At 70.5% G+C, this 26,717-nt stretch carries 19 protein-coding genes and 1 pseudogene; 9 read left to right on the top strand and 11 right to left on the bottom strand.

From position 1 onward, the window contains the following. The first annotated feature begins 18 nt into the window (after nt 1-18). Nucleotides 19-594, top strand: a complete 576-nt coding sequence (locus tag H305_RS0137315) for a Dps family protein (RefSeq protein ID WP_028804944.1) — start codon at nt 19-21, stop codon at nt 592-594. 389 nt (nt 595-983) lie between these two features. Here H305_RS0137315 and H305_RS55335 read toward each other — a convergent pair. Continuing rightward, nucleotides 984-1,055, bottom strand: a pseudogene (locus tag H305_RS55335) (GNAT family N-acetyltransferase); the annotation flags it as partial. A gap of 1,357 nt (nt 1,056-2,412) precedes the next feature. On the opposite strand from H305_RS55335, the gene H305_RS0137310 reads away from it, so the two are divergent. Further along, a complete protein-coding gene (locus H305_RS0137310; protein ID WP_037766584.1) occupies nt 2,413-2,625 on the top strand; it encodes a hypothetical protein in 213 nt (70 codons plus the stop codon). Between the two features lie 502 nt (nt 2,626-3,127). Then, entirely contained in the window at nt 3,128-5,218 is a 2,091-nt protein-coding gene (locus tag H305_RS48200) for a SpoIIE family protein phosphatase (protein ID WP_051371401.1), read from the top strand. 595 nt (nt 5,219-5,813) lie between these two features. Here the strand turns inward: H305_RS48200 and H305_RS0137300 are convergent. Beyond that, complete coding sequence (locus H305_RS0137300; RefSeq protein WP_051371398.1) at nt 5,814-6,479, bottom strand: TetR/AcrR family transcriptional regulator; 666 nt, start codon at nt 6,477-6,479, stop codon at nt 5,814-5,816. A 156-nt stretch (nt 6,480-6,635) separates the two neighbouring features. Here H305_RS0137300 and H305_RS0137295 point away from each other — a divergent pair, with 156 nt between their 5' ends. The 5 genes from H305_RS0137295 to H305_RS0137275 all read left to right on the top strand — a co-directional run bounded on the left by H305_RS0137295 (nt 6,636) and on the right by H305_RS0137275 (nt 13,476). After that, on the top strand, nt 6,636-7,589 hold the full coding sequence (locus tag H305_RS0137295; RefSeq protein ID WP_028804941.1) for a fumarylacetoacetate hydrolase family protein: 954 nt from the start codon (nt 6,636-6,638) through the stop codon (nt 7,587-7,589). A 95-nt stretch (nt 7,590-7,684) separates the two neighbouring features. Then, nucleotides 7,685-9,622, top strand: a complete 1,938-nt coding sequence (locus tag H305_RS0137290) for an acyl-CoA synthetase (protein WP_028804940.1) — start codon at nt 7,685-7,687, stop codon at nt 9,620-9,622. After that, complete coding sequence (locus H305_RS0137285) at nt 9,619-9,969, top strand: DoxX family protein (protein WP_028804939.1); 351 nt, start codon at nt 9,619-9,621, stop codon at nt 9,967-9,969. The genes H305_RS0137290 and H305_RS0137285 overlap by 4 nt, the downstream gene beginning before the upstream one ends. A gap of 443 nt (nt 9,970-10,412) precedes the next feature. Continuing rightward, nucleotides 10,413-12,179, top strand: coding sequence for an FAD-dependent monooxygenase (locus tag H305_RS0137280; RefSeq protein WP_028804938.1), 1,767 nt, complete (start codon nt 10,413-10,415; stop codon nt 12,177-12,179). Nucleotides 12,180-12,333: 154 nt separating this feature from the next. Next, on the top strand, nt 12,334-13,476 hold the full coding sequence (locus H305_RS0137275) for a VOC family protein (RefSeq protein WP_028804937.1): 1,143 nt from the start codon (nt 12,334-12,336) through the stop codon (nt 13,474-13,476). Nucleotides 13,477-13,830: 354 nt separating this feature from the next. Here H305_RS0137275 and H305_RS0137270 read toward each other — a convergent pair whose 3' ends face one another. The 6 genes from H305_RS0137270 to H305_RS0137245 all read right to left on the bottom strand — a co-directional run bounded on the left by H305_RS0137270 (nt 13,831) and on the right by H305_RS0137245 (nt 20,754). Further along, nucleotides 13,831-14,523 carry a hypothetical protein gene (locus H305_RS0137270; protein ID WP_028804936.1) on the bottom strand — a complete coding sequence of 231 codons (693 nt, stop codon included), beginning with the start codon at nt 14,521-14,523 and terminating at the stop codon, nt 13,831-13,833. Nucleotides 14,524-14,663: 140 nt separating this feature from the next. Continuing rightward, complete coding sequence (locus tag H305_RS0137265; protein ID WP_028804935.1) at nt 14,664-15,017, bottom strand: DoxX family protein; 354 nt, start codon at nt 15,015-15,017, stop codon at nt 14,664-14,666. After that, entirely contained in the window at nt 15,014-17,047 is a 2,034-nt protein-coding gene (locus tag H305_RS0137260) for an acetoacetate--CoA ligase (RefSeq protein WP_028804934.1), read from the bottom strand. The genes H305_RS0137265 and H305_RS0137260 overlap by 4 nt, the downstream gene beginning before the upstream one ends. A gap of 16 nt (nt 17,048-17,063) precedes the next feature. Further along, on the bottom strand, nt 17,064-18,677 hold the full coding sequence (locus tag H305_RS0137255; RefSeq protein WP_028804933.1) for a bifunctional 3-(3-hydroxy-phenyl)propionate/3-hydroxycinnamic acid hydroxylase: 1,614 nt from the start codon (nt 18,675-18,677) through the stop codon (nt 17,064-17,066). Next, nucleotides 18,674-19,612: a fumarylacetoacetate hydrolase family protein gene (locus tag H305_RS0137250; RefSeq protein ID WP_028804932.1), complete on the bottom strand. Its 939-nt coding sequence runs from the start codon at nt 19,610-19,612 to the stop codon at nt 18,674-18,676. The genes H305_RS0137255 and H305_RS0137250 overlap by 4 nt, the downstream gene beginning before the upstream one ends. Continuing rightward, on the bottom strand, nt 19,609-20,754 hold the full coding sequence (locus H305_RS0137245) for a VOC family protein (protein ID WP_028804931.1): 1,146 nt from the start codon (nt 20,752-20,754) through the stop codon (nt 19,609-19,611). Before H305_RS0137245 ends, H305_RS0137250 begins: the two co-directional genes overlap by 4 nt. 138 nt (nt 20,755-20,892) lie before the next feature. Between H305_RS0137245 and H305_RS0137240 the strand changes: the two genes are divergently transcribed. Continuing rightward, on the top strand, nt 20,893-21,531 hold the full coding sequence (locus H305_RS0137240; protein WP_028804930.1) for a TetR/AcrR family transcriptional regulator: 639 nt from the start codon (nt 20,893-20,895) through the stop codon (nt 21,529-21,531). On the opposite strand, the gene H305_RS0137235 is transcribed toward H305_RS0137240, so the two are convergent. From H305_RS0137235 to H305_RS0137225, 3 genes are all read right to left on the bottom strand, one after another. Beyond that, nucleotides 21,497-22,147 carry a TetR/AcrR family transcriptional regulator gene (locus H305_RS0137235; RefSeq protein WP_028804929.1) on the bottom strand — a complete coding sequence of 217 codons (651 nt, stop codon included), beginning with the start codon at nt 22,145-22,147 and terminating at the stop codon, nt 21,497-21,499. The two genes, H305_RS0137240 and H305_RS0137235, sit on opposite strands and share 35 nt — an antisense overlap. A gap of 108 nt (nt 22,148-22,255) precedes the next feature. Beyond that, a complete protein-coding gene (locus H305_RS0137230) occupies nt 22,256-23,302 on the bottom strand; it encodes a zinc-binding dehydrogenase (RefSeq protein ID WP_028804928.1) in 1,047 nt (348 codons plus the stop codon). A 160-nt stretch (nt 23,303-23,462) separates the two neighbouring features. After that, nucleotides 23,463-26,684 (bottom strand): bifunctional cytochrome P450/NADPH--P450 reductase, encoded by a 3,222-nt coding sequence (locus H305_RS0137225; protein WP_028804927.1) that lies wholly within the window; start codon nt 26,682-26,684, stop codon nt 23,463-23,465. Nucleotides 26,685-26,717 lie beyond the last annotated feature (33 nt).

Below are 26,717 nucleotides of genomic sequence, written 5' to 3'. Positions count from 1 at the left end.
GACCGCAGGAGGCGGATCATGACCACCAGTGCCCAGCACGTGAGCAGCCAGCCGTGGCTGCATCAGAAGGGAGAGATCATCCAGGAGTTCGGGACCGTCAAGCAGTTCCCTCTCGGCCTGTCCTACGAAACCCGCATGTACTCCTGTCAGCAGCTCAACAGAGTCCTGGCGGACACTCAGATCCTTTACGGCCTCTACAAGAAGCACCACTGGCTGATGCGCGGGGCGACCTTTTACCAGCTGCACCTGGTGCTGGACAAGCATGCTGGGGAGCAGCTCGAACTCGTCGACGCCCTCGCCGAACGGGTCCAGACCCTGGGCGGTGTTGCGGTGGGGGACCCCCGGCACGTCGCCGAGATCACCTCGATCCCACGCCCCCCGGACGGCGTGGAGGAGGTGCCGGCCATGCTGTCCCGGTTGCTGGCGGCGCACGAGACCATCCTGACCGAGGCCCACGACGCGGCTGCCCGTAGCGCGGAGTTGGGCGACGACGGCACCAACGACCTGCTGGTCTCACAGGTGATCCGGACAGGTGAACTCCAGGCGTGGTTCCTGGCCGAGCATTTGGTCGACACACCCCTGGTCCGTGCCTGAACGGGCCTGAAGCGCTGATGTTCGCGGCGTGGCTCGGCGCGAGCAACGCCGCGGCGTGCCGTTACACGGCGTGGGTCCGCGGTCAGCGGGGCGCGGGCTCTATGGCGGGAGCGGGCACCGGCCGCTCTGCGCCGCGCCCCGCGCCGGGTCCTCATCGCCTCGCGGCGTAGACTGACGGACCTTAACGCCCGGCTCGTCGACATCCGGACTCTGACCCCGCAGTCCGCTGCCGAGCTCATCACCAGTGCCCCACACACCGGCGATGAAGCTGATGACCACCCTGCCCGCGAACCCGACGCGCTGCTAGAACTCGCAGCCTTGTGCGGGTACCTGCCGCACGCACTGGAGATCGTGGTCAGTCTTCTGCGTAGACGCCGGCACTGCGCCAACTGCTCGGCGCCGTACGCCTCTAATCGCTCCAGCTCGGTGAACCCGAGCTTCGCCGCGAGGCGCATCGAGCGGACGTGGCTTGGCGTGTGGTCTTCGGTCACGCCGCCTGCTTGAGCTCGTGCTCGACAGGGCGGATCCAAGGCGCCATCGAGCGGTCGTCGGCCTCGGCGCGGACACAATCGTGTACGCAAGAGCCGCGCGAGGCGACAGGCGCAACGGCCGCACCCAGAGACGGGACCGTCTGGCCTTCCAAGGCAGCAGGCCGATGACCGTGGGAGCGCGCTGATCCCTGTCCGGTAGTTGGACCGGGGCCCGTCATGCGCTGGCGCCATTGGTGAAACTTGCGGGTTGAACGTGTTGTCGCCCTTCGTGATCCGTTGTGGTCGGCCAGAGGCGGATTCAGGGTGTTCCATGTGCTAGGGATTGAGCATGTTCTGCGGGCCTGGGCCGGGGGCTGTGGGTGTGAGGAGCATTGGTGGGTGCTGTCCTGCGGCGGGGTTTGACTCTTGAGATCTCTGACCGGGGTGTCTCGCTCACGCTGTGCCGACCGACACCCTGGACGCTACGGCTGCAGACCGCGCGTCTGGGCCCGATCCAACAAGTCAGGAGCCTGCCGATCAGTTGTGGCGTCGTCACGATTCTGACCGCCCGATGCGGCTCGGTACCGGCAACGTGACGCGCCATCGGACCGGAAGGGGGACGGGCATGTCCAGTTCGACCATGTCCAGTACGCTGCCTGCCCCGCAGACTTGTCGTCGACGCTCTGCGGGATACCGCGATCTGCTGAAGTAGGCCAGGAAGTGGGGAGCCGTGAGGCTGCCCGCGAGGTCTTCCACTTGGTCGGAAAGCTACAGCCAGGACCCCGCTCATAGGGGCTGTCGTGACAGATGAGAGGGTCAGACGGGTGAGCGAGACACCACCGAACACCCTCCAGTACCGCTTTGACGGGCCAGAAGACGCTCCTGTCCTGATCCTCGGTCCCTCACTCGGCACCACCTGGCACAGGTTGTAATGGCCGTCCATGGGCGTCCAGCCACTCCAGTGCGGGCACGAAACCGCAGGTCAGGGCCTCCTGGTTCGGGAGGGTCCGCCCAGTTCGTGATCGCTGTGTGATAGCGGGTGATACGGCGAAGCCCCTCCGGGAAGCATCCTGACGGGACTTCAGCGCGTGTCGGAGCCGTGAGACGACGAAGCCGCACCGGAGCGCTCCGGTGCGGCTTCGTCGTGAGATCGGGTGCGCTGGCGCGGACGATGCGGTCGGCGCTTCATGCGGTCCGTGTTCTGTGACGCTTCCGGGTGTGCGGGGATTTGCGATCGCACCCGTACCCCTCCGTACAAGGATCCGTTCCCCTGAGGACACGCCCCGCCCACGGATGGGCGGGAGCGCTCCCGAACCGCACCGGGGAAGCGCAGTGCTCAGGCGTGTGCGTGCCCGGTACGACGGCGTGCGACCCAGCCGAGGACGACGTCCACCGCGAGGAAGCCGGCGAGCGGGACTCCGGCAAGCGCCCCGGCAGCGCCCCCGCGGTCCCCAACACCACCAACACGACGGCCGATGATCGGTTACACCATCACGTGGGACGCCATCCCGCACATCCGCACCGCAGCCGCAGCGACTACGTCAGCCGTGAGGCGAGCTGACAGGCTCACTCGCGGACTACAACGGCCTGCTGCGCCATGGAACACGGGGGTCGCGACATCGCGGTCGCGGTGCTAGATCAGCCGGCCTCTCGGCCCTGGAGAGTCCTGGCTGCGACACCAGCCGCACCAGTCACACGTAGTGGTCAGACACTGTCTGGGACGGTGGGAGTGCCTGACGGGACTGCCGGGGCAGGACGCGTCCGCCAGAGCCTGCGCACCGCATCCGGCTTCTGCGATGCGGTGAGTGCCGTCTGGTCCGAGCCGCCGCCACGGCTGAGGTGCGCACCGATCGCCGACGTCGCCAGGCTCAGTACGGCGGCTGCGCACCGGGCGATCCGGAAGTTGTGACGTGAGGTGGCACCGATGTGGGAGCCGACCACCGCGACCAGGACGGTGACGCCGATCGCGGCAGAGATCTGGCGGCATGTCCGGGCACGTCGCGCGATGCGCGGGAGCGGCGCGCAGGAGCCAGGCGCAGTCTGGATAGTGGAGGTGGGTTGCCGTGGCGCACAACGAAGCCATTTCGCCCGTCGAGGGTGCGGCAGTACTGGAAGCTCTGTTCCACCGATCCCCGACTGGCCTGATGGTCCTGGACACGGAACTGCGGATCCTATGGACCAACGTCAACACGCCGGTCCTGAAATCGGGCCCCCCTGAAGAAATCATAGGCCGGTACTTCACCGACGTATATGACCTTTCCGCGCCCGGTGAGGTCGAGGCGATGCTGCACGGCGTGCTGGAGAGCGGTGCGCCCGCCCGGGGGCGACGAGTGGGGGTGCGTCCGAAGGGCGCGCCGGGGCCGGAGTACCGGTTCTCCGTCTCGGCATCTCGTCTTGAGGACGCGCAGGGCAGGATCTTGGGAGTGCTGACGGAGATACTTGGTGTCACCGAATGCGAACAGGTACGCGCCCGTCTGCGCCTCCTCGGCTCGGTACGCGACCGCGTGGGACAGACCCTCGACGTTGTGGCCACCTGCGAGGATTTGGTGCAGGCGGTGGTGCCGGACCTCGCCGACATCGCCGTGGTGGAAGTGGTGGAGGCAGTGGTGCGTGGCGAGGAACCTCCGCCGAGTCCTCTCGAACGGGGGGTGCCGCTGCGCCGTGCCGCCTTCGCCCGCAGCGGCGGCAAGGACCAGGTCCAGGCACATCCGGTGGGTGACGTGCGCGCTGTGCCGTTCCCGACGCCCTACGCCCAGACGCTGACCGACCTCAAGCCACGCCTCGTCGCCCTGGGTCCCGAAACACCTTGGCTGGCGGCCGTCCCGCAGCACGCCGAGGCGATCCGCGCCTCCGGTGCCCACAGCCTTATCACCACTCCCCTGACCTTGCGGGGAAAGGTGCTGGGACTCATGAGCCTGTACCGCACCAACCAGGGCGACGTCTACGATCAGGGCGATGTCACCCTCGCCGACGCAGTGGCCGCTCACGCCGCACTGTGCATCGACAACGCCCGCCGTTACACCCGCGAACACACCATCGCCCTGACGATCCAGCGCCACCTGCTGCTTCCCGAGGCTGCGACGCAGACGACCGTTGAGACCGCGCACATACTGGTGCCCTCTGAAACCGGCGGAGGCGGCGGGTTCGACACATTCGCCCTCTCCGGCGCCCGCACCGCACTGGTGGTCGGCGAAGTAGCCGGCCAAGGCATCCATGCGGCCACCACCATGGGACAGATAGGGACCGCCACGCGCTCCCTGGCCGCGCTCGACCTGGAGCCCGACGAGCTCCTCGCCCGCCTCAACGACTCCGCGATCAGCCTGGCCCAGGAACGCGCGGCTCTGCCGCCCGGCGACCCCATGCCGCTCACGGGAAGCTGCGCGTACGCGGTCTACGACCCGCTCGCTGGGACCTGCACCATCGCCCTGGCAGGCCACCCCCCACCCGTCATCGCCCATCCCGAGGGGAGCACCGAGATCCCTCACCTACCGAGCGGACCTCCCCTGGGCAGGACCGAAGGACCCCCCTTCGCGGCCACCACGGTCTCTCTCCCCGACGGCAGCATCCTCGCCTTCTACACGCCATCCCTCCTGCACACCTCCCAGGACCCGGAGACCCTCCAACGGGTGCTGGCCCACCCTGACCGGCCACTGCAGGATCTGTGCGACGACGTGCTCTACGGGCTGCGGAACGACACCCGCCACGGCGACGTCATCCTCCTCCTCGCCCGCACCCACACATTCCCCGCGGACCAGGTCGCCGCATGGCATCTCGACCCCCACCCCAAAGCCGTCGCCACGGCGCGCACCCACACCCGACACCAGCTCACCCATTGGGGAGTGGACGAGGAAACTGCCTACACCACCGAAATGATCGTCAGCGAACTGGTCACCAACGCCATCCGCTACGGCACACCGCCTGTGCAGTTGCGGCTCATCATGGACCACACGCTCACCTGCGAAGTCCACGACAGCAATGCCCTCGCGCCACGGCTGCGCCACGCGAAGACCATCGACGAAGGCGGGCGCGGCTTGTTCATCATCGCCCAACTCGCACAGAACTGGGGCGTCCGTTACTCCCTCGACGGCAAGACCGTCTGGGCCGAGCAGACTCTCCCGTCCGCAACCTCGCCCCGCCCCCAACAGCGGTCATAGCGGCACCGAGGACGCCCGGATCGTCGTCGGCCGGCCTTGCCGGCGAGAGCACGCCGGTGCAGCTGCAACTGCAGCTGCTCGGCCGGGTTTCGCCGAAGACGCCGAAGACGCCGCAAAGCACGAGCATCACGGCTCCGCCTTCGGCCAGGGCAGTCGCCCGGATTCAGCAACTGGGCAGCCGCTGGCGCTTTCAGCCGGGGAACTCCGCCACGGTATTCGGTCGCGCTCGAGGTCACCAGCAGCGGTCGCGGCCCCGCGGGACATGAAGTGGTTGTTGAAGGAGCCGAGGCCCATGTCCGCACGCTCCGCGATGGCTCGGACCGAGCGACTGCGTTCGAAGCCCTGGAGGCATGGCTGCGGACAGCCGCCTCCGCCGGGATCAGGAGGGCCACTCTGTCAGTGTCCAGCTGACAGGTGCCTCCGGCTCGATCGAGGTGCTGGTGGACGGAAAAGACGTCGCCCGGGGCAGCGCCTCCCGGGCAGGCAAAACCGTCCTCTACGCCGAGATCCGTCGGGGATCCGCCGCGCCCTCTGAGCGTCACAATCGCGGACATGGGCGACGTGTCTCATGCGTCACCGAACTTGCTCACCATTGTCAGGTCCGGGGCAGCGATGGCAGGGGCCGAGTGGCGATCTCCTGTGCTTCGGCGCGCGTCATGCCGAACATGCGCAGCAGGCGGAAGGCCAGCTGGTCGGAAACATGCGCGGCATCGAGGTCCGGGCGGGTCTCCAGCAGGTGGAGCACTCCGAGCAGGGCGCCGCCGACCATGGCCACGGAAGTGCGCGGGTCGTCGATGTCCAGCCGTCCGGTGTCGGCGGCGGCCCGCAGATCCCGCATCGCCTGCGGAGCCAATCCGCTGTCGGAAGTCAGATAGGACATGCCCGTACGGACGAGGATCCTGGCTATCTGTGTGTGGGTGCGCTGCAGTCGGCCGGTCAGGCGGACGCTGGCGGCGAAGATCTCCGCGGGGTCCTTCAGGTCTCCCACGACGGATTCCAGGAGTGCGCCGTGTTCCTCGAGGGTGAGGGCGACGGCCGCGTCGAACAGCTCGTCCTTGCTGGTGAAGTGGTTGTAGAAGGAGCCGAAGCCGACATCCGCCGCCTCGGTGATCTCCTGGATGCTCACATCGGTCCGCCCCTGATCCGCCAGGAACCGCTGCGCGGCGGCGATCAGCGCGGCACGGGTGCGCGCCTTGCGTCGGTCCACGCGGTTGGGCGTGTGGCTGGGTGTGTTGGCCCTGCCCTGTCGATCGATACTCATCTCTCCACCATGATCAGACGCATCATCTTTGATTGTTTCATCACGACTGACTGCTGTTGACGGGGTTGTCATCTGGACTGATTCTCTCATCACTGCTGACTGGAGCTGCTCGCGGGAGCGTTCCGGTCGGTGCCTGTCCAGGACTCAGGAGAGCCGATGAGTATCCAGGTCGTCCGCACCACAGACGGCTGGTGGGTGGAGAGCGGCACAGGACGGCTGCACCGCGTCGACACCGACGCGGACACCACCGCCGGCCTGCTCGCCGACCGTTCCGCCGTGCAGCAGGCGGCTGCCCGCGCCACGGGTGACCCCGACGCCGGGGTTTCGGTTGGAGAGGCCGAGCTGCTGTCGCCCGTCACCACGCCCTGCCGGGTGGTGGCGCAGATGGTCAACTACCGTTCCCACGCGGTGGACTCCGGATTCGACCCGGACACCGTCCCGCCAGCGTTCTTCCGCAAGGCGTCCGGGTCCGTCAGCGGGCCCTACCAGGACATCGAACGTCCACAGCACGTGCGTTTCCTGGACTACGAGGTGGAGCTCGGGCTGGTGATGGGTGCCGATCTGCCGGTCGGTACCGAGGTCACCGACTCCACTTTGCCGGCGTTCGTCGCCGCGCTGGTGGTCGCCGACGACGTCAGCGCCCGCGATCTGCAACTGCCCAAGACGCAGTTCTACGAGGCCAAGTCGTACCCGACCTTCACTCCGCTTGGGCCCCGGCTGCTCCTGGTAGATGCCGACGATCTGGCCCGCCTGCCGGACCTGCGGCTCACGCTGAAGGTCAACGGGGCCACCCGGCAGGACCGCACCACCACGGACATGATCGTCCGGCCCGCCCACGCCCTCAGTCTGCTCGCCCGCTTCCAGCACCTGCAGCCCGGTGACGTCCTGCTCACCGGAACCCCCGGCGGCACCGCGCTGAAGTCTCCGGGCAGGCTCCTGACCACGCTTGCCGCCCTGCTGCCCCCGCACAAGCGCTGGCAGAAGTTCTTCGCCCGCCAGCGGGCGAACCCCGACTACCTCAAGGACGGCGACGTCGTCACGGCCCGTATCGCGACCGACGACGGCGCACTCGATCTCGGCGAGCAGCGCACGGTGGTGCACGCCCGCTGACGGCTCCCGGGACCCCCGCCCGGGACCGGCCGGCCCGGCATCCCCGTACCGGGCCGGCCACCTGAACCCATCCCTCACCCTGCAAAGGCGCACCGGTGACACTCACACCCACCGACCTGCTGTGGCCCGCCCCCGACAGCAGCGCGGACCTGTCCGCGATCGAGGCCGTACCGCTGCACGAGCGCGGCCTGCCCGCCACCACCTACGATGCCCTGCTGCGCGCCGCCCGCCTGTGGCCCGACCGGCCGGCCCTGACGGTGCTACCCGATGCCGCTCGCTTCCTGCGCCCCGCCACCGCCACCTTCGCGCAACTGCGTGACCAGGTGCATCGCACCGCCAATCTTCTGGGCTCTCTCGGCGTCACCCGCCGGGCCGTCGTGGGCCTGCTCGCGCCGAACACCGCGGAGCTGCCCGGCGCGCTGCTGGCCGCGCAGGCCGCTGGCATCGCCGCCCCGGTCAACCCGGGCCTGGCGTCCGAGCACGTCGAGCAGTTGCTGCGGCGCAGCGGCGCGCGGGTGCTCATCGCCGCCGGTCCACAGCTGGATGCACAGGTGTGGGCCACGGCCCGGCAGGTCGCCACGGCCTTGCGGCTGGACGCGCTGCTGGCGCTGGCCCCCACCCTGGCTGACGGCCCCGCGCCCGCTCTGGACCCCATCGAGGGCGTACGCGTCGGCTATCTCACGGAGCTTGCCGCGTCCCATCCCGCCGATCGGCTGGTCGACATCAAAGCCCCGGCCGCCGACGACCTGGCCGCCTACTTCCACACCGGCGGCACCACCGGCATCCCCAAGCTTGCCGCCCATACGCACGCCAACGAGGTCGTCGACGCCTGGATGGTGGCCGCGAGCATCCCCCTCGACGATGACGCGGTGATGTTCGCGGCGCTGCCGTTGTTCCACGTCAACGCCCTGATCGTCACCCTGCTCGGCCCGCTGCTGCGCGCTCGGGAAGTGGTGTGGGCCGGGCCGCTGGGCTACCGCGATCCCGAGCTGTACGGCGTGTTCTGGAAGCTGGTGGAGCACTATCGCGTCGCCGCCATGTCGGCGGTGCCCACCGTGTACTCCGTCCTCGCCCATGTCCCCGTCGACGCGGACATATCCAGCATGCGGTTCGCCGCCGTCGGCGCCTCGCCGCTGCCGCCCGCCGTACGGGAGTCCTTCGAGAAGCATTCCGGTATCCCGCTGTGCGAGGGCTACGGGCTGACCGAGGCGACCTGCGCCTCCGCCCTCGGCCTGCCCGGCCACACCCGCCCCGGCAGTGTCGGCCGGCGCCTGCCCTACCAGCAGGTCAAGACGGTGCGGATCGACCTGGACACCGGTGAGTGGCACGACCTGCCGCCGGGCGCCACCGGGGTGCTCGCCGTCAGCGGCCCGGTCGTCTTCGCCGGGTACGTCGCCGAGCACACCGCCCACGGGCCAATCCTGGAGACCGCCGGGAAGATCCGCGACGGCTGGCTGGACACGGGCGACCTGGCCCGCATCGACGCCGACGGCTTCATCCATCTCGCCGGCCGAGCCAAGGACCTGATCATTCGCGGCGGCCACAACATCGATCCCGCCGCGATCGAGGACGCCCTCCTCACCCACCCCCAGGTCACCGCCGCCGCGGCGGTGGGCCGTCCCGACCCGCACGCCGGTGAGGTGCCCGTCGCCTACGTCACCGTCGCCCCCGGCGCCCAGACCGAGCCCGCCGAACTGCTCACCTGGGCCACCGAACGGGTCCCCGAGCGCGCCGCCACCCCGCGCGAGGTGCTCGTGATCGACGCCATCCCGCTCACCGCCGTCGGCAAGCCCTACAAGCTCGGCCTCCGCCTGGACGCAACCCGCCGCGCGGTCCACGCCGAACTGGCCGCCCAGGGCGCGGACTGCGACCCGGAACGCATCCTGTGCCGCCCGCACGACGGCGGTGTCCGCGTCACGGTGCCCGCCCCTGCCGACGAGGCGGTACAACGCAGGGTCACCGCAGCCCTCGACCGGTACGTCCTGCACTGGCAGTACGCCCCCAGCAAGCCACTTGAGAGAGAAACCCCATGAGCACCACCGCCATCGTTCTCGCCCTCCTCCTCGCCGGGATCCTCCTCCTGCTCGGGTCGGCCAAGCTCGCGGCAGTACCCGCGATGCGCCAGGCCGCGGCCCACGTCGGCATGACCACCACCCACTACCGCCTCCTGGGTGCCCTGGAGGTGGCGGCAGCGGCCGGCCTGCTGCTCGGCCTTCGGATCACCGCGCTCGGCGCCGCCGCATCGGTCGGCCTGATCCTGCTCATGGCCGGAGCCGTCGTCGTCCATCTGCGCAGCGGCGATCCGGCGGCCCGCTGCCTGCCGGCCGTCATCGCGGGTGCCTTGGCCGGAGCCCATCTCGTCGCGCTGGTCGGCGGCTAGCATTGCCGCCGCCTGGGCTCCGAGGAGCATCACGATGAGCCGCATCGACGTCCGCCAGCATCTGCCGCCCTGCGCCTCCACGCGGTGGCTGGCCTAGCACAGCGTTCATACCCAGCCCGCCTCCGCGGGCCGCCTTTCGCACGGCTCGGACGGCACCCACCGCATCTCACCGCCTTGGCCGCCGAGGCCGGGTGCGGCCTCTGAATCGACATCACTGTTTCCGGCGTCCCTTCCATGCCGTCCGGGCTGCCGACGCCCGCCCGTAGCGAGCGGGCGCCTCTCGGAACGACCAGCCTTTCGCATCCGTGCGCCGCCGCCCGCTCAATCCGCGGACACCCCGCCTCGATCAATCGACCGGGGAAACGCCCTTGGCGCTCTTCCCCCGCCGCTCCTGAGCCGTCCCCCACCCCATGGCCCCGAGCCGTGACACCCATGGAGTACCCATGAACGACATCGACGTCCCCGTCCTCATCGTCGGCGGAGGCGGTGCGGGGCTCACCGCCTCCATGCTGCTCAGCCGCATGGGCATCGAGTCCCTGCTGGTCACCGCCTGGCCCAGCACCTCCGTCCTGCCCAAGGCCCACGTCCTGAACCAGCGCGCCATGGAGATCATGCGCGACGCCGGCGTGGCCGACACCATCTACGCCGCCTCCACCCCGGCCGAGCAGATGTCCCACACCGCCTGGTACGTCGGCCTGGCAGGCGACCACGAAGATTACGGCCGCAGGGTCGCCAGGATGGAGGCTTGGGGAGCCGGCGGGCACTCTCCGGAGTGGCTCGCGGCCAGCCCCGAGCGGCAGGCCAACCTGCCCCAGATTCGCCTGGAGCCGGTCCTGCGCGCCGGCGCCGAGGAACTGGCGCCCGGCCGGGTCCGCTTCCACCACGAGCTGACCGAACTCGCCCAGGACGACGAGGGCGTCACCGCCGCCGTCACCGACCGCGAGACCGGCGAGACCTACCGGGTGCGTGCCCGCTACCTGCTGGGCTGCGACGGCGGCCGCACCGTCGGCCCCGCCGTGGGCATCGTCCAGGAGGGCGTGCGCAACCTCGCCCGCGTGGTCTCCTTCCACATCTCCGCCGACCTGTCCCAGGTGGCGACCGACCCTGACGTGCTGATCCGCTGGCTGTGGCTGCCCGACCTCGGCATCCCCGGTGTTCTCGTGCCCATGGGCCCCAAGCACTGGGGTCCCGAGTCCGAGGAGTGGGTCTTCCACCTCAACTACGGGCCCGATGACGGTCGCGCGCTGGACGACGAGTCCGTACTGGCCGACCTGCGCACGGGGCTGGGCCTGAGCGAGGAGGACGTGACGGTCCACATGATCTCCCGCTGGACCCTGGAGGGCGTGGTCGCCGACCGCTACCGCGCCGGCCGCGTCCTGATCGCCGGCGACGCCGCCCACCGGCATCCGCCCACCGGCGGCCTCGGCCTGACCTCCGCCATGCACGACGTCCAGAACCTCACCTGGAAGCTCGCCGCCGTGCTGAAGGGCCATGCCGGCGACGCCCTGCTGGACAGCTACGAGGCCGAGCGGCGACCGGCGGACGCCACCAACGTCCAGCGCTCGCTGGAGAACGCCATGAACCACATCGCCCTCAACGCCCTCTTCGGCGGCGGGCCCGGGGCGGGCGAGGAGGAGAACTGGCGGCAGGCCCGCCGCCTGTGGAGCGAGGACGCCGCCGACGGCGACTTCCGTCGCACCTTCCTGGCCGCCGTGGCCGCCCAGTCCATGGAGTTCAACGAACTGGGCGTCGAGTTCGGCTACACGTACGAGTCCGCGGCCGTCGTCCCCGACGGCACTCCCGCACCCGAGAACCCCGACCCGGTCCGCATCTACCAGCCCGCCGCCCGCCCCGGACACCCGCTGCCCCACGCCTGGCTTGAGGACCTCGACGGCCACGGCGTGGCCCTGGCCCGCCTGGTGCGCCCCGGCCGGTTCCTGCTGATCGCCGGGGAGGAGGGCCAGGCTTGGCGCGAAGCCGCCGCAAAGATCGCCGCCGAGAGGGGGCTGGCGCTGGATGCCATCCGGATCGGCCACGTCGACGGCGAGTACCGCGACCCGCGCTCCACCTGGACCGCCGCACGAGGCCACACACCGCAAGGCGCCATCCTCGTGCGCCCGGACCGCTTCATCGGCTGGCGCGCCCACGGCGCAGCCACCGACCCGGTCGCCGAACTCACCACCGCACTGGACACCCTGCTCGCACGGTAGGAACCGCTCACCTGCCGTGCCACCCGGCCTGCCGATCAGCGCCGCAGTCGGCGGGCCGGGCCCCCTAATCTCCGCCTCGCCTCCGGGACACAGCGGCACTGCGGCACCCGCCCCATCCTCGCGACAGGTCGTGGAGCCCACAGGAAGGAACCCCGTGAACGATCCGACACCCACCCCCGCCGACGCCCATCAGGGTCTGCACAGCGAGCAGGGCGCCCTGCGCGGGGAGCACCCCGGCCGCGCCGCCCAGCCCGTCATCAAGGTGGTCGACCTGGCCTGGCTGGAGTTCACCAAGCCCGACCTGGACCGCGCCGAGACCTTCGCCCACGACTTCGGGTTCACCACTGCCGCCCGCACCGGGGACACCCTCTTTCTGCGCGGCGCCCTGGCCGGACCGCACTGCCTGGTGATCCGCCGTGGTCCCGCCTCCCGGTTCATCGGCCCCGCCTTCCAGGCCGCCGACGCCGCCGACCTCGACCGGCTCGCCCGCGCCACCGGCCACACGGTCCGCACCCTGACCGAGTACGGCGGTGGCCGCGCCGTGGACCTGCTGGACCCCTCCGGCATCCCGGTCCGCGTCGTCCACGGCGTCACCGAGCAGCCCGCACAGCCGCTGCAACAGCCCCTGGTCCTCAACACGGGCACCACCACCGCGGCCGGCCGCATCAACGCCATCCAGCGCCCGCCCCGCGAACCCTCCCAGGTGCAGCGCCTGGGCCACGTCGTCCTCTCCACCCGGGTTTTCCGGCGCGCCCTGGACTGGTACCTGCAGCACCTCGGCCTGGTCGTCAGCGACTTCCTCTACCTGGACGGGCAGCGCGACCGCGGCCCCACCATGGCCTTCATCCGCTGCGACCGCGGCAGCGAACCCGCCGACCACCACACCCTGGCCATGCACCTCGGCCCCGACACGGGCTACGTCCACTCCGCCTACCAGGTCGCCGACCTCGACACGCTGGCCGCCGGAGGCGAGTACCTGCGCGAACGCGGCTACCACCACTCCTGGGGCATCGGCCGGCACATCCAGGGCAGCCAGATCTTCGACTACTGGCGAGACCCCGACCGCTTCATGCTGGAGCACTACGCCGACGGCGATGTCTTCGACAACACACTGGAACCCGGCTGGGCCGCCATGTCCGCTTCCGGCCTGGCCCAGTGGGGCCCGCCCGCCACCCGGGACTTCCTCGGCACCACCCCCTCGCCGGGGGCGTTCCTGCAGGCGATCTCCGCATTGCGCGAGGACAACGAGATCGACCGCGCCCGGCTGCTGGGCCTGATGAAAGCCCTGAGCAAATGACCGCCACCGCCCCTGAGCATGTACCCGTTGTGGTGATCGGTGCCCCGCCCACCGGGCTGACCGCCGCGACCCTCCTCACCCGTGCCACCTGGTCCGTGCATCCGTCGGCCCCCGGATGCAGGACCTCGCCACTTCCCAGCAGTGGCTGGCGAATGCTCTGCAGCACCCAAAGCAGGGACGCTGTCGCCGAACTGAGCGGAGGCATTCAATCTGCTGCGCCAACCGTCCCAGCTGTCGCAGGGCTGTCGGGCGTTGTTCCGGGCGCTCCTCCCGCGGGCCGGCCTGTCGGCGTGACCGCAGGAACCGTGATCTCCTGATCGCAGCGGGAGCGGTGCTCGGCCGGCGGGTGCTGCGTCAGCGGCTCGTGTCGGCGTCGCCGTCGTCATGGGAAGAACGCCGCGGTCTCCTGCCGCCCGGCGCGGAGTCGTCCCCTTGCTCTTGCAACAACTCAAGGAGTGCGGCATCCGCTCTTCTCTGATCTTCCTTCGTCAGCTCGACCGGTGCGTTGTTGTAGACGGTGTAGCGATCCGGATCGATGATGTTGGCGGCCCGCAGGGTGAACGTCAGCAGGCGGCGCCACCCCTTGCGGTGGCCGACTCTTGCTTGCAGCTGGACCTTGTAGTCACGGGCTTCCGGTATGAACCCGGAAAAGGGTGCCTCGAACTCGATGAAGAGTTGTTGCGCTTCTCTTCCGGGCACGACGAAGCCGGCCGGCAGTTTCGCGTCCTCGTCCGGCCCCGGCTGGAGGCGGGACGGTGAGGACACCCACAGCAGCGGCAGGTGAGAAGCGGGCTCGTCGGGGAAGGTCAGGATGAGGTCCTGTACGACGATCGGCTTGGGGCCGGTGTTGTGAAGGACGAGCGGGAGCCGCAGGCGGGCCGTGGACGAGTGAATGATCGCTGCGAAGGCGTGCGGCTCCCAGGTCTTCAGCCGCCCTTGCCTGGCGTTGAGCCACCAGAACGACGCCACGGTGAAGAGCAAAGCGCAGACCGACACCACGCCGGCGCCCGTGAGCGATGAGGACGCGGCCTGCTCGGTCGCGGTCATCAGCGGAACCACAGATTCAGTGTGTCAGCCCCGGCGCGGGCTCGCTAACAGGACCAGGGTCCTGTGCCGCCTGCGCGCAGAGACGGCTAGCACGACGCTCATGCCTGTCACGGGCGGCTGCTACGGCGCCCACTCCAACGTCACCATCCGCCACCGGCAAGGAGCACGAGATACCAGGCGACCAGTGCCGCGCACGCCACCGCGGGGACGAGTTTCGGCGGCCCGTCTCCTTTGCGCACGTGCGTGGTCACGGCACCGGCGAGCAGCATCAGCAGGCCGAGGCCGGCCAGCTCTCCGAGCAGCGGCAGGACCGGGCCGGTCGCCACGCCGATGACGCCTGCCAGCTCCAGCGCACCGATCAGCCGGTAGGCCGAGGTGGTGAAGCCGGCGTGGGCGGCCAGCTCGGGCATCGGGCCGAGGGCCATGATCTTGGCCACGCCCAGCAGGGCGAAGATCAGCACGATCAGACAGGCCAGGGCGGCGGAGAGGCTCATGAAACGTCCTTGACGGTGTGCGGGTGACGGGCCTGGCGGCGTTCGGCTCCCAGGCCGGCGAAGTAGGCGACGAGGTCCAGGTTGTCGACCGCCGAAGGGTTGAGGACCTGCTCGGCGGGGCTGCCCTGCAGCAGGCGCTTGACCGGGACCTCGAGCTTCTTGCCGGTTCTGGTGTGCGGGATGGCCGGTACGGCGAGGATCTCGTCGGGGACGTGGCGGGGTGAGGCGCCGGTGCGGATCGAGTCGCCGATCTTCTCGCGCAGGGCGTCGTCCAGCGTGACACCGGGCGCGGGGACGACGAAGAGCGGCATCCAGTAGCCGCCGTCGGGTTCCTCCGCGCCGATGACGAGGGCCTCGGTGATCTCGGGGAGGCGTTCGACGATGTCGTGGATGTCGGCGCTGCCCAGGCGTACGCCGTTGCGGTTGAGGGTGGCGTCGGAGCGGCCGTGGACGATCACCGAGCCGTGGGAGGTGAGGGTGATCCAGTCGCCGTGCCGCCACACGTCCGGGTAGGCGGTGAAGTAGGCGTCGCGGTAGCGGCTGCCGTCGGGGTCGTTCCAGAAGTACAGCGGCATGGAGGGCATCGGGCGGGTGACGACGAGTTCGCCGACCTGGTCGACGACCGGCCGTCCCGCGCCGCCGTAGGCCGCGAGCGCCACGCCGAGGTTGGGGGCCGACAGCTCACCCGCCCACACCGGGGTGGTGGGGGCGCTGCCGGCGAAGCCGGAGACGACGTCGGTGCCGCCGCTGGTGGAGGCCAGCTGGATGCCTGCGCCGACGTGGTCGCGGACCCAGTGGTAGGCGGATGCGGGCAGGGTGGAGCCGGTGCTGCCGATGGCGCGGACGGCCGACAGGTCGTGCACGGAGGGTTCGATGCCCAGCTTGGCCATGGCCAGCAGGTACTGGGGGCTGGTGCCGAAGACGGTGACCCTGTGGCGGGCTGCCAGCTCCCACAGGACGTCCGGGCGCGCCACCGGCGCGGGGCTGCCGTCGTAGGTGCAGGTGGTGGCGCCGGTCAGCAGGGTGGAGACGACGAGGTTCCACATCATCCAGTGGGTGGTGGTGTACCACAGCAGGCGGTCGCCGACGCCCAGGTCGCTGTGCAGGCCCAGGGTCTTGAGGTGCTCCAGCAGGACGCCGCCGTGGCCGTGGACAATGCCCTTGGGCAGGCCGGTGGTGCCGGAGGAGAAGACGATCCACAGCGGGTGGTCGAACGGCACCGGAGTGATCCCGAGGTACTCGGTGCGCCCGGCCGCGTCCTCCCAGGGAACCGTCAGGCCCGCGGCCCGGGTCTCGGACCACGCAAGGCCCATGTGATCCACGAGAACCGTGGCCTTGAGCGTGGGAAGGGCGGCGGCCAGTTCGAGGGAAGCGGCGCGGCGGTCGTGGCGGGTGCCGTTGAAGAGGTAGCCGTCCGCCGTGATGAGCACCGTGGGTTCGAGCTGGGCGAAGCGGTCGGCTGCGGCCTTGGGCGCGTAGTCCTGGCCGCACACCGACCACACCGCGCCCAGGCTGGCCGCGGCGAGGAAGGCGATGACGGCGTGGGGCGTGTTGGGCAGGTAGCCGACCACCCTGTCGCCCTGTCCGACGCCCAGGTCGCGCAGGGTGGCGGCGACGGAGGCGACCTGGGCGCGCAGCTGTCGTCCCGTGATCTCGTAGGCGGCTCCGGTCTCGTCCAGCGCAGTGATCGCGGGTGCGTCCGGGTGCAGGTTGCGCAGGGCGTGGTGGGCGTAGTTGAGGGTGGCGCCGGGGAACCAGCGGGCGCCGGGCATGGTCTCCTCGGCCAGCACCCGCTCGTACGGTGTGGCGGCGTCGATGTCGAAGTACTCCCACACCGCGGCCCAGAAGCCTTCCAGGTCGGTGACGGACCAGTGGTGCAGGGCCTGGTAGTCGGTGGGGTCCTGGATGCCGTCGGCGCCCTGGTGCCGGGCGGCCCAGCGGGCGAAGTCCGCGATGCGGCTGCCGGCGGCCGCTTGGGGGTCGGGCGGAAGGAAGGGCTCCGGACAAGGCGTGGCGTGCGGGGTGGTCATGGTCTGGTGTTCCTCGTCAGGGTGCGTGCGGGGCTTCGGCGGGGCGGCGGGCCGTGTGCAGCAGGGGAGCCCAGGCAGCGGCGTCGGTGAAGTGGCCGGTGCCGGTGGGGACGGTGTCCAGTACGACGCGGTCGGGGCGCAGCAGGGCGGCGTCGGCCCGGCCGTGTGCCAGCCAGGCGGCCAGGGTGCCGTCGTCGTCCAGGTCGTCGACATGGATCACGGAGGCGTCCAGGGCCGTGGCCACGCCCGTCATGCGCGGGGTGGGCGGCACAGCGGTCAGGAGGGCGAAGGAGTCCCCGAGGATGTCGTCGAGGCGCTCTCGCCTGCCGTCGTACAGCACCCAGGGTTGTGGGCAGATGGTGCCGGCCAGCGAACGGCCGGTCAGCCGGGGGCGGCGTCGTACCAGCGGATTGGCCGTCAGTACGGGGCTGAGGTCGCGGCTCACCGCCGCGGTCACGCCCGGGAGGCGGCATGCGGCGCTCACCATGGCCCGGCGGATGGCCGCACCGCGGTCCTGTCCGCCGGTCATGGCCCAGCCGACGGCGACGGCGACACGGATCACGTGGCGGGCGTGCGGCTTGCGCTCCTGCTGGTAGGTCTCCAGCAGTCGGTCGTCCGCGCCCTGCTGAAGGACGCGGGCGAGTTTCCAGGTGAGGTTGCGGGCGTCGCGCAGGCCCGCGCACAGGCCCTGCCCGATGAAGGGCGGGGTGAGGTGGGCCGCGTCGCCCAGCAGGAAGACGCGTCCTCGGTGCCACCGGTCGGCGAGGCGGGCCCGGAAGGTGTACCGCGCCTGCCGGATCACCTCGAAGTCGCCGCCCCCGCGGGCAGCGGACGGCAGGTCGACCCAGGGGGCGACCAGCTCGTGCAGCCGCTCCAGCCCTTCCGGGCCGTCCAAGGGCTCACCCTCGGCCAGCCGGAACTCCCAGCGGTAGCGGTCCTCGCCGACTCGCATGAAGGTGGCCGGCCGGGTGGGGCAGCAGATCTGCTCGGCGCCTTCCCAGGTGCGCACCGGGAGGCTGGTGCGTACGTCGATGACCCGCCAGCTCTCCTCGAAGTGCAGGTCCTCCCACACGGCGCCGATGGCGTCGCGGGTGAGGCTGCCGGCGCCGTCGCAGCCGAGGACGGCATCGGCCCACACGTGCTCGTCCTCGTCGCTGCCGTCGCGGCGGAAGGTCACCCGCACCGGACCCGCGGCAGCGGGCGATCCGTCGCTGGCCTGGGTGACGGACACGACCTCCACCCCGCCCCACAGCTCGCACTCGGGGCGGCGCGCCAGGGCGTCGCGCAGCAGCCGTTCCAGCTCCGGCTGGTCGAACATGCTGGTCTGCGGGAAGCCGTGGTGTCCGTGCAGGGACCGCGGGAACTCGGCGATCACGCGACGCCGGGCGTCCAGCAGCCGCAACCCGGGCGCCGGCCGGGCGAGGGTGGCGAACTCCTCGTGGATGCCGACGCTCTGCAGGATCCGGCGGACCTCGTCGTCCACGACGACCGCGCGCGGCAGGGGGTAGACGTCCCGGTGGCGTTCCAGGAGCAGGCTGGGCACTCCGTGCCGGGCGAGCAGGAGCGCGGCCGTGACGCCCACGGGTCCCGCGCCGATGATGACCACCGGTCTCCGGGCTGTGGCGCTCACGTCGCGTCCGCCACGGCGGTCCGCTGCTCGCCCAGGTCGATGTGCCCGTCGGGGGTGGCGATGGTGGCGGTGACGAGGTCACCGTCGCGCAGGTACAGGGGGTTCCTGGCCTGGCCCTTGAAGAACGCCTTCCACTTCAGCGCGGGCGGCAGCAGGGCGGCGATCTTCTCTACCGGCTTGGGCGGGGCCTTCAGTGCGGTGCCGCCGGGTGTGCCGGTCAGCAGCAGGTCGCCCGGGTCGAGGGTCTGGAAGCGGGCGAGCAACGTGAGCGCCCGCGCCGGTCGTACGATCATGTCGGCGAGCGTGCGGTCCTGGCGCGGTACGCCGTTGACCGACAGCCGCAGCCGCAGGTCGATCAGACGTGCGAAGTCCTCGGGCTCCAGCAGGGCCAGGTACGGCCCCGTCGGTGTGAAGGTCGGGTAGGACTTGCTCTCGTAGAACTGTGTCTTGGTCAGCTGGACGTCGCGGGCGCTGACGTCGTTGGTGAGGACGAGGCCGGCGACGTAGCGGGGGAGGTCCTGCTCTTCGACGACGGTGCCCACGGGCAGCGGCGCACCCATGACGAGGCCGAGTTCCACCTCGTAGTCGAGGAATCTCACGTGCGCGGGGCGGACGATCGGCTCGTGCGGACCGCTGACCGAGCCGGACGCCTTGCGGAAGAAGGTGGGCGGGATGTCGCCGGTGAAGCCCGAATCCTTCGCGTGGCTGCGGTAGTTGACCATCTGGGCCACCACCCGGCAGGGGGTGGTGACCGGGGGCAGTGCCACCAGACCGGCGACGGGCGTGCCGCTGTCGTCGGAGGCGGCGGCCTCGCGGACCGCGTCCCGGTCGGCGATCAGCTCGGCGGTGGTGACCGCCTTGGTCTCGATACGGACGGCGCGCTCGCCCCGGACGGCCCACCAGCCGTCGGGGGTGCGCAGAACGTTGGTGCTCATGAGCTCATCGCTTTCATCAGGCCCAGCAGGCGTGCGGGGTCGAGTTCGTTGTCGCCACGCAGGGCCGTCATGACCTCGCGGATCTTGGCGGGGGAGGGGTTGGCGCCCAGGAAGTCGCGGGTGACCGGCGGCCCCCACTGCGCGAGGCCGCTCGCCGACATAGGTGCCCATCCGGGTTCGAGGTCGCAGGAGAACAGGTCGCCGTCGGCGAAGTGCTCCAGCATGAAGCGGTCCGGGTCGCGCCAGTAGTCGAAGAGTTGGCTGCCCTGGATGTGCCGGCCGATGCCCCAGCTGCGCCGGTAGCCGCGTTCGGCCAGGTACTCACCACCGGCGGCGATCGCGTCGAGGTCGGTGACCTGGTAGGCGGAGTGGACGTAGCCAGTGCCGGGCCCGAGGTGCAGGGCGAGGGTGTGGTGGTCCACGGGCATGCTGCCCTGGTCGCAGCGGATGAACGCCATGGTCGGCCCGCGCTGGCGCTGCCCGTCCAGGAAGAGGAAGTCGGACACGATCAGCCCCAGGGTGTCCAGGTACCAGTCCAGGGCCCGCATGAACACCCGTGTCTCCAGCACCACGTGCCCGAGCCGCTGAATACGCGACGGCTCGCGGGGCGGCCGCTGGGTGGCGTTCGTACGGCGGCCTTCGACTCCGGTGTTGATGATCAGCGGCTGCTGCCCCGGCAGGGCGGGCAGCTGCTCGGCGCAGTGCACGACCCGGACCGGGAAGCCGGAGGGATCGAGCAGGGTGACCGACTGTCCGCCGCCGGGTACGTCGATGTCCCGGACCTCACTACCGGTCGCGCGGGCGAGCCGGTCCAGATCGCCCCGCTCGGCCGCGCGGAACGCCGGCCCGATGAAGCGGGATGCCGACCCGGAGCGGATGACCATGCAGGGGGAGCCCGCGAAGGTGCCGCGCAGCCACAGTTCCCGCTCCGTGCGGGCGGCGACGGCGAATCCGAAGTCACGGGCGAACACCTCGGCCCGGTCCAGGTCCGGCTTCTCGAACTCCAGCCAGGCCAGATCCGCCACTTTGATCACCGGATTCCGGGCTCGTCCTGGGTGTTCACCGCGTAGGGCGCCCTGCTCACTGTGGAGGTCTTGGTGGGGCGTCAGAGGACCGCCCTTGTTAACGGGGATGTGGGACATGGTGTCCTCCAAGCAACACTGCCGTAATGAGGAAATCATCAACTCTGCCGTTTCTCGTCGTCAATAGGTGCAGCCCAAATAATTGAGGATCTCATCAGTAATGGCAGTGTCATCGTTGCGGCGGTTACACTGGGCGGTATGCCGACGTCAGCCCCGCCCAGGAACCGCTTCGAGCGACGCCGTGCCGAGACCCGCCAGGCGCTCGTCCGCGCGGCCCGGCAGATCCTCGCGGAGACCGGGGACACGAGCGCGAGCATCCAGGCCATCGCCGAGCGCGCCGATGTGGGCTTCGGGTCCTTCTACAACCACTTCGAGTCGAAGACGGAGCTGTTCGACGCGGCGGTGACGGACGCCCTGGAGGAGTTCGGGCAGGTCATCGACGCACGCGTGGAAGGCATCGACGACCCGGCCGAGCTGGTCGCGGCCGGCTTCCGGCTCACCGCCCGGATGGCCGACTCCCACCCGGAACTCATGCGGATCCTGCGCGACCGCGGCTTGGTCCACATCCACTCCGACCGCGGCCTCGCCCCACGCGCCCTGCGCGACCTGGAGATCGGCATCGCCTCAGGCCGCTTCACCTGCGGCAACGCGACCACCGCCCTGTCCGCGCTGGGCGGCACCCTGCTCTCGCTGGTGGCTCTCCGGCTGGACCGCCCAGAGCTCGACGGCGACGAGGCCGCCTCCGACCTGGCCGAGATGGTCCTGCGCATGCTCGGCCTCGCTGCGGACGACGCCCACGAGGTCACCCGTCGCCCGCTGCCCGGCCTCGCCCGATGACCTCCCGCACCTGAAGCGCGGCCCTCTGTGGTGCTACGCCGGCGGCGACGAGGAACGCGGTCGCCGCGGCCTCACCATTGGGGTCCGCCCACGGGCGTGCGGTGTTCTCCTCGGCGAGGGCCAGCATCAGTGCCTCCAGTGCTCGGGCGAGGACGGGTGCCGGAAGGTGGTCCGCGAAGACGCCTTCGCGCTGACCGCGCCGTAGGGTTGCGACGGCTTCTGCGCGGGCCGGTGCCAGGGTGGTGCGGATCGCGTCCTCTCCCAGGTGGCGCCGTCCCAAGGTGATGAGCAGGCGGTAGTGGTCGCCGACCGTCCATGCCGCCAGCACCATCCGTGTCATCGCCTCGATCGGGTCGGCGTCCGCGGTACGGGCCTCGGCGAACGCCTGCCGGAGTTCATGGCCTGTTTCCTGTGTCAGGTCGGCGATCAGCGCATGCCGGCTGGGGAAGTGTCCGTAGAGGGTGCGCCGGGCGACGCCGGCCGCCTCGGAGATGCTGTCGAGACTCGCGTCCGGGTCGTCCCGCAGTTTCCGCCGGGCGGCCGCGAGGATGCGCCTGTGGTTGGAGTGGGCATCCCTGCGCTGCGGAGTACGGCCCGGGGTGTCGGTCGTCTGCATGGTTGTTCCTCTCCACGGTTGCCGGAAAGCCGTGGGCGCCGGTGCTCCCTCACGCACCGGCGCCCACTCACCCCTGCCCAGGGTGGCTTGTCGTCCTGCTGACGGGCGTCAGGGGACGAGGATGAGGCGGATCGGGTCGCCGATCTTGTTCTCCAGTCGGTTGACGGCGTCGGCGGCCTCGATGAGCGGGATGTGGTCGGTGATGGAGGGGGCCAGGTCGAGGCGGCCGGCCGCGGTCAGCTGCACCAGCTCGGAGACGGACTCGGGGAAGCCGCCGTAGTGGCCGCGCACCTGCTTCTGCAGGTAGTTGAAGGTCAGGCCCTCGGTGATGGTCAGTGGCCGGGGGGTGATGCCCACCAGGATGAGGGAGCCGCCGAGGCCGAGGACGGAGGCGGCCTGGTCGCGGACGGCGGGCACGCCGGCGCAGTCGAAGGCGAAGTCGAGGCCGCGTCCGCCGGTGGCCGCGCGGACCTGGTCGGCGAAGTCCGGGGCTGCCGGGTCGAGCGCGAGGTCCGCGCCGAAGGCCAGGGCGCGCTCGCGGGCGCTGGGCAGCGGGTCGACGGCGATGATCGGGGCGGCGCCGACCAGGCGGGCGAGGCGGACGTTGTGGGCGCCGACTCCGCCGACTCCCCAGACGCCGACGGACTGGGCGGCACGGACGCCCGCGGTGGCGACGACGGCGGCGTAGGGGGTGGAGACCGCGTCGGGGATGATCGCGGCCTGGTCGAAGGGGAGGCTGTCGGGGATCGGGATGAGGGTGTCCTCACGGGCGATCATGTACTCGGCCCAGCCGCCGTCGTAGTCGATGCCGGCGGTGAGCATCTGGGTGCAGGGGCGGTGGCGCACGCATCCGGCGCACGTGCCGCAGGTCTTGCCGGCCTCCAGGGTGACGCGGGTGCCGACGGGCAGGCCGCGCTTGAGGTCGGGGCCGTGCGTGTGGATGACGCCCGAGACCTCGTGGCCGACGGTGACCGTGTCGGAAGTGGCGAACAGAGGGACGAGGGAGCCGTCGAGGAGGTGGACGTCGGAGAGGCAGACACCGGCGGCCTTGACCTCGATGAGGACCTCGCCCGGGCCCGGCACGGGGATGGGGACCTCTTCCACGGCGAACTTCTTGCTGTCCAGGTGGAAGCGTCCGGCGAGCATGGTGTCCATGGTGATCTGCTTTCTGTGAGCGGCACGGCCCCGTGGTTCGGGCCATGGGTGCCATGGGGTGTCTGAGTGGCTGGTGGGGCCGGGAGGCGTGCGGGGGAGGCAGGACGTCCGCACGCCTCCCGGCGGCTGGGGGTCGGCGCGCCTTGACGGCGTGCGACGGTCAGGCGAAGACGTCCTGCTGGTAGCGCTCGTCCGCTTCGAGCTGGGCGAGCCACTGCTGGGCGGTCTCGTCGTCGCTGCCGGTCTTCTGGCGGTGGATGGCGGCGAGTGCCTCGCGGACGGCGGGGGCCATGCGGCGGCCGTCACCGCAGACGTAGATGTACGCGCCGTCCTCGATGGCCTGCCACACCGTGTCGGCGGCATGGGCGATGGCGTTCTGCACGAACCGGGCCGGGTGGCCGGTCACCGCGGAGAAGGCGGTGTGGATCTGCGCGATGCCGGCCTGCTCCCAGTCCTGCATCTCCTGCTTGTAGAAGTAGTCGTGCTCCGGGTGGCGGCAGCCGACGAAGACCTGCGACACGCCCACCCGGGTGCCGTTCGCGTGCTGTGTCGCCCGCTCCTCCAGGAAGCCGCGCAGCGGCGCGATGCCGGTGCCGGGGCCGATGAGGATCAGCGGGGTGGCGGGGTCGGCGGGCGGGGCGAACGTCGGGGAGGGCACGCGGACGTAGCCGTATATGACATCCCCGGGCTCCAGGCTCGCGATGTAGGAGGAGCAGGTGCCGCGGTACCGGCCGTCGCCGGACAGGGCCGGGCCTTCCAGCAGGCCGACGGTCAGGCGTACGTGGCGTGGGTTGGCCGACGGGGCGGAGGAGATGGAGTAGAAGCGGGGACGGATGGGGCCCGTCATCTCCAGGAAGACCGCCAGCGGCAGCTCGACCGCCTCGAAGCGCTCCAGCAGGCCCAGCACCGAGATGCGCTTGCCGAGGATCTCCTTCTGGTAGCGCTCCTCGGCCTCCTCCGTTTCAGCGGTGTACGCCTGGAGCTGCGGCCGGGTCCACGGGCACTTGGTGTACTCAGCGAGCGTCTGGATCTGGGACCGGGTGGCCACGTCCTGCAGCTCCAGGAACTCGGTGAGCAGGATGCCGGCGGTGACCGGGGTGCCGACCGGCAGGTGGGTGCGGCCACCGGCCGGCTGGTCGAGGCGGAGCACCTGGTCGTAGTCGACGCCGAGCCGCCTCAGCGCGCGCTCCACCAGGGCGAGTTCGTTCTTGGCGAAGACGGCCAGGTGGTTGCCGGTGTCGTAGGTGACGCCTTCGGGCAGCTCGAAGGTGATGGACTTCGCGGACGGGCGCGGCGGCTCGATGCTGAAGTCCCACAGTCCGGTCGCGTCGGCCACCAGTTCCTCGTTGGCGACCACGGTGAGCGGATACGCCTGCTCGGAGACGATGGCGGGGCGCACGTCGGACTCGGTGAGCAGCTGGACCTGGTAGCGGGGGCCGCTCGCCTGGGAGGTGTCGGCGGCGTACTCCTCGGCAAGGGTGGCCCACAGGTTGTCCATCCACCGCGTGGCCATGCCGTCGAAGTCACCGGCGGCGTCCGCGATGCCGCGCTCGACGACCGGGGTGGCGCCGGCGGCCAGCAGACCTTCCTCGATCCGCTTGGGGAATGCCTGGTAGGTGGCCACCCACTGGGTGTTGCCGGCGCCCAGCAGCGCGTACCGCACATTCGCCAGTGAGCCCTCGGGCAGCCCGGCGGCGATCAGGTCGTCGAAGCGCTGGGCGTTGTCGGGGGCCTTGCCGTTGTAGCTGGCGGCGACGACGGCGAGCAGGCCCTCGGAGGGCAGGTTGTCACCCAGCTCGTCCAGGCTCACCAGCGTGGTGCCGAAGCCGGAGCGCTCGCCGCGGTCGGCGATGGTGCGGGCCAGGTCCTCGCACGAACCCAGGCTGGAGCCGTAGGCGACAGTCAGGTTCACCCCGACACCGCTGACCGCTGCCGGCGCCTGCGTGTCGCCGGTCTGCACGTCCGCGGCGCCGAAGACGGTCCGCTCGTGCTCCTGACGACGGCGGACGATCAGCTCGAAGTTGCCGGGCTTGCGCGTCAGCGCCTCCCGGGGGTCCATCTTGTAGTCGGTGGTGTCGGAGAACTTGAACTTCTGCAGCACCAGCGCGAGGGCCAGGCGGGCCTCGGTGAGCGCGAACTGGCGGCCGATGCAGGCACGTACGCCGTTGCCGAACGGCTTGTAGGCGTGCGGGTGCTGCTGGACGCGGTTCTCCGGCAGCCAGCGGTCGATGTCGAACTCCTCCGGCCGCTCCCACGCCTTGGGGTGGGTGTGCAGCGGGCCCTCCAGGATGAGGACCTTCGCGCCCTTCTTCAGCTCGTAGTGGCCGCCGATGACGGTGTCCTCCCGCGCCGTCTTGCCGAACGCCGGGATGGGAGCCCACAGGCGCAGGGTCTCGTCCAGGATCCGCGGGATGACGTCCAGCTGCATGATCGTGTCGTAGTCCGGGACGGTGTCACCTGGCATCAGCCGGTCCACCTCGGCGTACGCCTGGGCCAGCACGTGCGGGTTGCGCATCAGCGAGTACGTGGCGAAGGACAGCAGGCCGCTGGTGGTCTCGTGACCGGCGATCAGGAACGTCAGCACCTGGTCGCGGACGTTGTCGTCGGCCAGCAGCTTGCCGGTCTCCGGGTCGGTGGCCTCCAGCATCAGGCCCAGCAGGTCCTCCTCCCCGCCGCCCTTCCCCTCGCGGCGCTCCTTGATCACGCTCTCGACCAGCTCCTGCATCAGCTGGACGTTCTCGCCGTACTTCTTGGCATCGGCCTTGCGGAGCTTGGTCATCATCGGCAGCTCCTGCGAGCGCCGCAGCGACTCCACCAGCGCACCCAGCAGCGCGTTGAGGAAGGGGTGCAGCTCCTCCTTCTCGAAGGAGTCGAACCGGTAGCCGAACCCCGACAGGGCGATCGTGTCCAGCGTCAGCCGGGTGTAGTCGTCGGTGATGTTCACCGACCGCCCCTCCTTGCGCTCCCACTTGCCCGCCAGGTTCTGGGCGATCTCCAGCATCTGCCCGTAATAGGCCCTCATGGCCCGCTGGCTGAACGCCGGCAGGAGGATCCGGTGCGCCATGCCCCATTCCTCCTCGTGCTGGTGGGCCGTGAACAGGCCCGCGCCCGCGAAGTCCCGGACATGCTGCAGCGGCGTCTTCTCGATCTGCTTGAAGAACCGCGTCTCGTCGGAGACCTCGGCCACCAGGTCCGGGTCGTAGACGAAGACCTGCTCGACACCGGCGATGTCCAAGCCGTAGATGCCCTCGGGGAACTGCTTGGACAGCTCGCCGAAGTACTCCACCGGGTTGGTGCCGGGGATCTGCGGCGTGTTGCCGAGCAGGGGGATCCCGCGCGGGGACCGGATGGGGCGAAGGTCGTTCGCGGAGTGCGTGGTCATGTCTTGCTCCTCTGCGTGGAGGGGATGGGCAAG

Source organism: Streptomyces sp. 142MFCol3.1 (genome assembly GCF_000424945.1).
GTDB classification, from domain to species: Bacteria; Actinomycetota; Actinomycetes; order Streptomycetales; family Streptomycetaceae; genus Streptomyces; species Streptomyces siamensis.
This window is presented reverse-complemented; position numbering and strand designations above follow the sequence as displayed.

Coding starts and splice junctions, on each gene's coding strand:
- H305_RS0137315 (WP_028804944.1), top strand. CDS start 19: ATGACCACCAGTGCCCAGCACGTGAGCAGCCAGCCGTGGCTGCATCAG.
- H305_RS0137300 (WP_051371398.1), bottom strand. CDS start 6,479: ATGAGTATCGATCGACAGGGCAGGGCCAACACACCCAGCCACACGCCC.
- H305_RS0137295 (WP_028804941.1), top strand. CDS start 6,636: ATGAGTATCCAGGTCGTCCGCACCACAGACGGCTGGTGGGTGGAGAGC.
- H305_RS0137285 (WP_028804939.1), top strand. CDS start 9,619: ATGAGCACCACCGCCATCGTTCTCGCCCTCCTCCTCGCCGGGATCCTC.
- H305_RS0137280 (WP_028804938.1), top strand. CDS start 10,413: ATGAACGACATCGACGTCCCCGTCCTCATCGTCGGCGGAGGCGGTGCG.
- H305_RS0137270 (WP_028804936.1), bottom strand. CDS start 14,523: ATGACCGCGACCGAGCAGGCCGCGTCCTCATCGCTCACGGGCGCCGGC.
- H305_RS0137265 (WP_028804935.1), bottom strand. CDS start 15,017: ATGAGCCTCTCCGCCGCCCTGGCCTGTCTGATCGTGCTGATCTTCGCC.
- H305_RS0137260 (WP_028804934.1), bottom strand. CDS start 17,047: ATGACCACCCCGCACGCCACGCCTTGTCCGGAGCCCTTCCTTCCGCCC.
- H305_RS0137250 (WP_028804932.1), bottom strand. CDS start 19,612: ATGAGCACCAACGTTCTGCGCACCCCCGACGGCTGGTGGGCCGTCCGG.
- H305_RS0137245 (WP_028804931.1), bottom strand. CDS start 20,754: ATGTCCCACATCCCCGTTAACAAGGGCGGTCCTCTGACGCCCCACCAA.
- H305_RS0137240 (WP_028804930.1), top strand. CDS start 20,893: ATGCCGACGTCAGCCCCGCCCAGGAACCGCTTCGAGCGACGCCGTGCC.
- H305_RS0137235 (WP_028804929.1), bottom strand. CDS start 22,147: ATGCAGACGACCGACACCCCGGGCCGTACTCCGCAGCGCAGGGATGCC.
- H305_RS0137230 (WP_028804928.1), bottom strand. CDS start 23,302: ATGGACACCATGCTCGCCGGACGCTTCCACCTGGACAGCAAGAAGTTC.
- H305_RS0137225 (WP_028804927.1), bottom strand. CDS start 26,684: ATGACCACGCACTCCGCGAACGACCTTCGCCCCATCCGGTCCCCGCGC.